This window comes from Streptomyces sp. CO7 (assembly GCF_053474865.1).
Genome location: NZ_JBRIOU010000009.1, coordinates 308802 through 315059 on the forward strand (window position 1 = coordinate 308802; position 6258 = coordinate 315059).

Consider the following 6258-nt stretch of genomic DNA (forward strand, 5'->3'; position numbering starts at 1 on the left):
GGGCACCAGCAGCTTCCCCCGCCTGCGGCCGCTGCCGACCAGGACGTACGGCAGGGCCGCCACGGCGGAGTCCACCAGCACCGGCCACCCGGCGGGCAGCCCCACCGGCGTGATCCCGCCGTACTCCATGCCCGTCAGGCCGGTGGCCGTGTCCATCGGGGCGAAGGACGCCTTGCGCGCCCCCAGCCGGCGGCGCACCAGGCCGTTGACGTCGGCCCGGGTGGTGGAGAGCACCAGGCAGGCGGCGAAGCCGGTCTCCCCGCCGCGCTTGCCCGCCACCACGACACAGTTGGCCGAGGCGTCCAGCAGTTCGGCCCCGTAGTGCTCGGCGAACACGGCCGTGTCCGCCTTCTCCGGGTCGGTGTCGACGTAGACGATGCTCTCCGCCGGGACGTCCCCGCCCCAGGTCCTGACCGCCTCGGCGACCGGCCCGACGAGCTCGTCGAGGCATGCGGTGGCGGGGCGGGCGTCGGCGAAGTCTCCCAGAGGTGCGCGCATGGCGGGCACGGTAGCGGAACCGCTCCGGTCGCCCCGCCGCCGCCCGCGAGGTGGACCGCCGCCTCAGGCGTCGGACCCGTCGCCGAGGCGCACGGACCGGGGCGTCAGCCGGATCACCGGCAGTTCGCGGTCCGTCTTCTCGGTGTAGCGGGCGAACCGGGGCTGGACGGCGGTGATCACCCGCCAGACCTGCTCCCGCTCCTCGCCGCGCAGCTGCTCGGCGGTGACCTCCATGGTCCGGCCGTCCAGGGTCACGGCGACCTGGTCCGGGTGGGCGGCCAGGTTGTAGTACCAGTCCGGGTTGCGTGCCGCGCCGTTGGCGCTCGCCACGATCAGCCAGGTCCCGCCCTTCTCCTCGAAGCGGGCCACCGGCGTCTTCCTGGGCCGGCCGGAGCGGCGTCCCACGGTGGTCAGGACCAGGGCTTCCCTGCCCATGACGCGACCGCCGCCGCGGCGCACGATCCGTCGCATGGCGAGCGCGTTCACCCGGCGCGTCAGAGCACCGGGCTGGGCCGCGCCGCGGGTTCCGTTCGGGGTCGGTGTGAAGCTCATCGGTCTCCTCCGCTCCCGCGCCGCATCTCCGGTCCGACGTGCGCGCGTTCCGCGGCCGACGCTACCGCCGACGGCTCCGCACGGCCCGTCGGAGACGGACGTCCCGATCGTCGTGCGGGTCGAGGGCGGCCGGGGAGGCGTCCCGCTCCCCGTGCGGGGCCGAGGCGTCCGGCTCCCCGTGCGGGGCCGAGGCGTCCGGCTTCCCGTGCGGGGCCGAGGCGTCCGGCTCCCCGTCGAGGGCGGTCAGGCGGGCGGCCTCCTCCTCGTCGAGGGCCGCCAGGCGCGCCACCGTCTCGTCGTCGAGCTCGGCCAGGGCCAGCAGCTGCTCGGCGGTGGCGTCGGCGGGGACGGGGGACGGCGCGGGCGTGCGCAGCGGCGGCTGCCAGCCCTGGTCGGGCGTCCAGCGGCGGACGACCTTGGCGGGCGCGCCGACCACCACGGAGTGGTCCGGGACGACCCCGCGCACCACCGCGCCGGCGCCGACCACCACGTTCCGCCCGATCCGGGCGCCGGGCAGGATCACGGCGCCGGTGCCGATCCAGCAGCCGGGACCGATCTCCACCGGATCGGTGCGCGGCCACTGCTTGCCGATCGGCTGGTGGGGGTCGTCGTAGGAGTGGTTGGTGGAGGTGACGTAGACGTAGGGCCCGAAGTAGCAGTCGTCACCGATCGACACGGTGGTGTCGGCGATGACGTGGCTGCCGCGCCCGAGGACCACGCCGTTCCCTATGCGAAGAATCGTCTCCGCACCGAGGTCGAGGTCGGGCATCAGACCGGCCGTGAGGGTGACCTGCTCGCCGATGATGCAGTAGGAGCCCAGCTCGATCCAGGGCTCGCCGAAGACGGTGCCCAGAGGGAAGGCGAGCTTGGTGTGCGGCCCCATCGACCGGAACCGCAGCCGGCCCGGCTGCTCGGCGGACACCGCTCCGGTGCGCTGGACCCACGCCCAGGCGGCGTGGACGCCACGCTGCAGGAGGCGACGCCGCCACACGGTGAGGGAGTTCTGGCTCTTGGGCACCCGCTCACGGTAACCAGCACCCGGCACCGCGACCCTGCCGGGGACCTGTGATCTTCACCCCAGCGGCGGTGGCATACCGTGCCGGGGAACGGCTACCACCTGGAGGGGCAATGGCGCACGAGGCGCTGGTCGCGGGCATCGGCGGCAAGGAACCGGTCCTGGAGGAGGACGCCTACGCGGCGCCCACCTCCGTCCTGCTGGGCGAGGTGACGCTGCGCCGGGGCGCGAGCGTCTGGTACGGCGCGGTGCTGCGTTCGGAGGCGGGCCCGATCGTGGTCGGCGAGGACAGCAACGTCCAGGACAACTGCACGCTCCACGTCGACCCGGGCTTCCCGGTGACGATCGGGCAGGGCGTCTCGATCGGCCACAACGCGGTGGTGCACGGGGCAACGGTGGAGGACGACTGCCTGATCGGCATGGGCGCCACCGTGCTCAACGGCGCGGTGATCGGCGCCGGGTCGCTGGTGGCGGCGCAGGCCCTGGTGCCGCAGGGGATGGTCGTGCCGCCCGGTTCGCTGGTCGCGGGAGTCCCCGCCAGGGTGCGGCGGGAACTCACCGAGGAGGAGCGCGCGGGGATCCGGCTGAACGCGGCGCACTACACGGAGCTGGCGAAGGCGCACCGGGCCGTGCACGCGGCCGGCTGACCCGCCCTCAGCGTTCGGCGGCCGGTTCGGGCTCCCGACCGGCCGTCGGCGCGGTCGTGCCCGCCCGGTCCGTGGGCGTGGTGTCCGTCCCGTCGGGAACGGTCGCCGCGGCCTCGTCCGGCTCACCGGTCCGCCCGGTCCCGCCGTCCGTCTTCTCGTCCGTCGCCCCGCCGTCCGTCTCCCCGGACTCGTCCCCGGAGGTGTCCGACGCGGAGGCGGTCATCTTGGCCGCCCGGCGCTTCATCAGGATCATGGACGTGAGACCGATGGCCACCGCGAGCACCAGCCCCACCCACGAGAACCGCTTCAGCCACGCCTCGGCGACGATGCCCACGTAGTAGATGACGGCGGTGGTGCCACCGGCCCAGACGATGCCGCCGCTGACGTTGGCGATCAGGAACTTCCAGTACGGCATCTGCAGCACGCCCGCCAGCGGGCCGGCGAAGATCCGCAGCAGGGCGACGAACCGGCCGAAGAAGACGGCCCACATGCCCCACTTGTCGAAGGACTTCTCGGCTGCGGCCACGTGTCCTTCGCTGAAGTGCTTCGGGAACTTCGCGCCCAGCCAGGCCAGCAGCGGGCGTCCGCCCTTGCGGCCGATGGCGTAGCCGATGGAGTCGCCGATGATCGCTCCGGCGCTGGCGCAGATGCCGAGGATCAGCGGGTCGATGCCCGCGTGCTGGGAGGAGAGCAGGGCCGAGGAGACCAGGACGATCTCGCCGGGCAGCGGGATGCCGAGGCTCTCCAGACCGATGACGATGCCCACCAACGCGTAGACCGCGCCCGCCGGCACCGTCTCGAGCCATTCCTGGACGTGCACCTGTGCCTTCTTCCTGCGCTCTCGCGTCTCGCCGGGTTGTCGTGTCCGGTCCCCACCGACCGGTGCGCGCTGTCGCCGTCGTGGCACGGGGGGCGTCGGCACCCGTGCCCGCACCCGCGCCCGTATGCCGGGAAGCCTACCGTCACTCCGCCGGAACCCGTTCTGCTACATCACGGACGAGGAACGGTGACCAAAGCGTGTCTCTGCGCGACTAGGGTTACGGGCCATGTGGCCTGGACAGCAGCCGCCTGGTGGCGAGCAGAACCCGAACAACCCGCAGCAGCCGGTGAACCCCTACCAGCAGCCGGGGTACCAGCAGCAGCCAAACCCGTACCAGACGCCCGGCTACCAGCAGCAGCCGCAGCCCGGTCCCTACGCCCCGCAGGGCCAGTGGGGGCCCGCCGGGCCGGCGGGCCCCGCGCAGCCGCCCGCCGGCGGCGGTCCCTCGGACCCGTCGCGGCGGACGAAGCTGGTCGCGATCGTCGCCGCCTCGGCCGTGGTGCTGACGGCCGCGGTGACCGGTTTCCTCGTGCTGGGCGACGACGACGAGAAGGTCGTGGCCGGCGGTGACGGCAAGCCGTCCGCCTCCGCGTCCGCCTCGAAGCCGGCCTCTCCGAAGGCCACCGGGTCCTCGGAGGACAATCCGCGCGGCGAGGGCCCCAAGCCGACGGTCCCCGGCTGGAAGGTCGTGGTGAACCCCAAGTGGGGCACCGCCTTCGACGTCCCGGCGGACTGGGAGGTGGAGAGCTCGACCATGCTGATCGGGTTCGAGGAGGACGGCTCGGACGACCTCGAGCCGCTGATCGTCATGTCGGCGCCGGCGTACTACAAGTCGAAGTGGTGCGTCTCGGACGACGACAAGGACGGCCGGGAGGACGAGACCGCCCTGGCCACCGTGGGCACCAAGGGCGCCAACGGCGCGAAGAGCACCGACGAGGTGGCGATCAACCACTCCAACACGTGGGTGTTCGCCGGCTACACGCAGCCCGACAAGAAGAGCGTCACCTGGGACAAGAAGGCCAAGCCCTACACGACGGCCTCCGGGGTCGAGGGCAGCATCGCCTGGGCCCGGTCCAAGAACACCCCGGACAAGGGCAAGTGCGCCACCGACGGCAAGGCCCTCACCTTCGGCTTCAAGAACTCCAACGGCGACTTCGTGGCCTGGACCCTGTTCGGGGCCACCGGCGTGGACGACGAGGTGTCCGAGGAGACCATCATGAAGGTGCTCGACACCGTCCGCCTGCACGGCACCCCCAAGGGCTGACGCCCGCCGTCTCCCACCGCGGACCGGCTCGCTCGCGGGCCGGTCCCGGTGATGACCGGGTCCCCGTGAGGGCCTGCTCCGTAAGCACCTGTTCCCGTGAGGGCCGGAAAGGGGTTTGGCAACCGCCCTGGTCAGCGGCGATAGTCAGGGGGTGACCACCCCGCCCGCACCGTCGCCGTCCGCCGGCGGCCGCCGCAACTACCTCCTGCTCACCGCCGCCGCCTGCGTCACCAACCTCGGTGGCGCGGGCGCGATGATCGCCTCGGCCTTCGCCGTGCTCGACTCCGGCGGATCCGGCGGCGACGTCGGCCTGGTGGTGGCCTCGCGCACGTTGCCGCTGGTGCTGTTCCTGCTCATCGGCGGGGCGGTCGCCGACCGGCTTCCCCGGCACCGGGTGATGGTGGCGGCGAACACCGTCAACTGTCTCTCCCAGGCCGTCTTCGCCGTGCTGGTCATCGCCGGGGAGGCGCGGCTGTGGCAGATGATGCTGCTGGCCGGCCTCGGCGGCGCGGCACAGGCGTTCTTCGGCCCCGCCTCGGAGGGCATGCTGCTCTCCTCGGTCCCCGCCGGGGAGGCCGGCCGTGCCTTCGCCGTCTACCGGATGGCCATGCACGGCGCCTCGCTGGGCGGCGCCGCGCTCGGCGGGGCGATGGTCGCCGCCATGGGCCCGGGCTGGGTGCTGGCCGTCGACGCGGCCGCCTTCGCGGTGGCCGCCTCTCTGCGCGCGCTGCTCGACGTCCGCGGCATCGCGCCGCGCGAACCCGGTGGCGGCATGCTCGCCGACCTGCGGGAGGGCTGGCAGGAGTTCGCGTCCCGTCCCTGGCTGTGGGGCATCGTGATCCAGTTCTCGGTGGCCAACGCGGTGGTGGGCGCGGCCGAGGCGGTGTACGGGCCGCTGGTGGCCCGGGACAGCTTGGGCGGCGCGGGTCCCTGGGGGCTGGCCCTGGCAGCGTTCGGGGCGGGCACGATGGCAGGCGGCCTGCTGATGACCCGCTGGAAGCCCCGGCGGCTGCTGCTGGCGGGCACGCTGTGTGTCTTCCCGCTGGCACTGCCCAGCGCCGCCCTCGCGGTTCCGGTGCCGACCGGCGTGCTGTGGGGGGTCATGTTCGTGACCGGCGTGACCATCGAGGTCTTCGGCGTCTCCTGGATGACGGCGCTGCACCAGGAGATACCCGAGGACAAGCTGTCCCGGGTCTCCGCCTACGACTGGTTCGGCTCGATCGCGATGGTTCCGCTGGCCACGGCGCTGGCCGGGCCGGCCGAGACGGCGTTCGGACGCACCTCGGCGCTGTGGGGCTGCGCGGCACTGGTCGTCCTCGTCACCGCCGCGGTCCTCCTGGTCCCCGACGTCCGCCGCCTCACCCTGCGGTCCGACCCCCACCCCAAGGCGGGCGCCACCCTCGACGCGGTCGTCCCTCCCGTCACGCCGGTCGCCCTCGACCCCACCGTCCCCGCTCCTGCC

At 73.4% G+C, this 6258-nt stretch carries 6 protein-coding genes and 1 pseudogene; 3 read left to right on the plus strand and 4 right to left on the minus strand.

Annotation, left to right across the window (positions count from 1 at the left end; translation table 11 throughout):
• The 3 genes and pseudogenes from ACOV8S_RS27995 to ACOV8S_RS28005 form a co-directional block, all read right to left on the minus strand.
• On the minus strand, positions 1-498 hold a 498-nt coding region (locus ACOV8S_RS27995; RefSeq protein WP_448321252.1), incomplete at its 3' end, for a YbaK/EbsC family protein.
• Positions 499-561: 63 nt separating this feature from the next.
• Positions 562-1050, minus strand: coding sequence for a nitroreductase/quinone reductase family protein (locus ACOV8S_RS28000; protein WP_448321253.1), 489 nt, complete (start codon positions 1048-1050; stop codon positions 562-564).
• Between the two features lie 226 nt (positions 1051-1276).
• Positions 1277-2068 (minus strand): annotated as a pseudogene (locus ACOV8S_RS28005) (acyltransferase); the annotation flags it as partial.
• A gap of 110 nt (positions 2069-2178) precedes the next feature.
• On the opposite strand from ACOV8S_RS28005, the gene ACOV8S_RS28010 reads away from it, so the two are divergent.
• Positions 2179-2712, plus strand: a complete 534-nt coding sequence (locus ACOV8S_RS28010; RefSeq protein ID WP_448321255.1) for a gamma carbonic anhydrase family protein — start codon at positions 2179-2181, stop codon at positions 2710-2712.
• Positions 2713-2719: 7 nt separating this feature from the next.
• Here the strand turns inward: ACOV8S_RS28010 and ACOV8S_RS28015 are convergent, their stop codons facing one another.
• Positions 2720-3532: a DedA family protein gene (locus ACOV8S_RS28015; protein WP_448321257.1), complete on the minus strand. Its 813-nt coding sequence runs from the start codon at positions 3530-3532 to the stop codon at positions 2720-2722.
• A 226-nt stretch (positions 3533-3758) separates the two neighbouring features.
• On the opposite strand from ACOV8S_RS28015, the gene ACOV8S_RS28020 reads away from it, so the two are divergent.
• Together ACOV8S_RS28020 and ACOV8S_RS28025 are read left to right on the plus strand one after the other, a co-directional pair.
• On the plus strand, positions 3759-4796 hold the full coding sequence (locus ACOV8S_RS28020; protein WP_448321258.1) for a hypothetical protein: 1038 nt from the start codon (positions 3759-3761) through the stop codon (positions 4794-4796).
• 151 nt (positions 4797-4947) lie between these two features.
• Positions 4948-6258: MFS transporter (locus ACOV8S_RS28025; protein ID WP_448321262.1), on the plus strand; the 1311-nt coding region annotated here is incomplete at its 3' end.

What these genes read in the sequence shown, in the direction of transcription:
- ACOV8S_RS28000 (WP_448321253.1), bottom strand. Translation starts at nt 1,050, where the DNA reads ATGAGCTTCACACCGACCCCGAACGGAACCCGCGGCGCGGCCCAGCCC.
- ACOV8S_RS28010 (WP_448321255.1), top strand. Translation starts at nt 2,179, where the DNA reads ATGGCGCACGAGGCGCTGGTCGCGGGCATCGGCGGCAAGGAACCGGTC.
- ACOV8S_RS28020 (WP_448321258.1), top strand. Translation starts at nt 3,759, where the DNA reads ATGTGGCCTGGACAGCAGCCGCCTGGTGGCGAGCAGAACCCGAACAAC.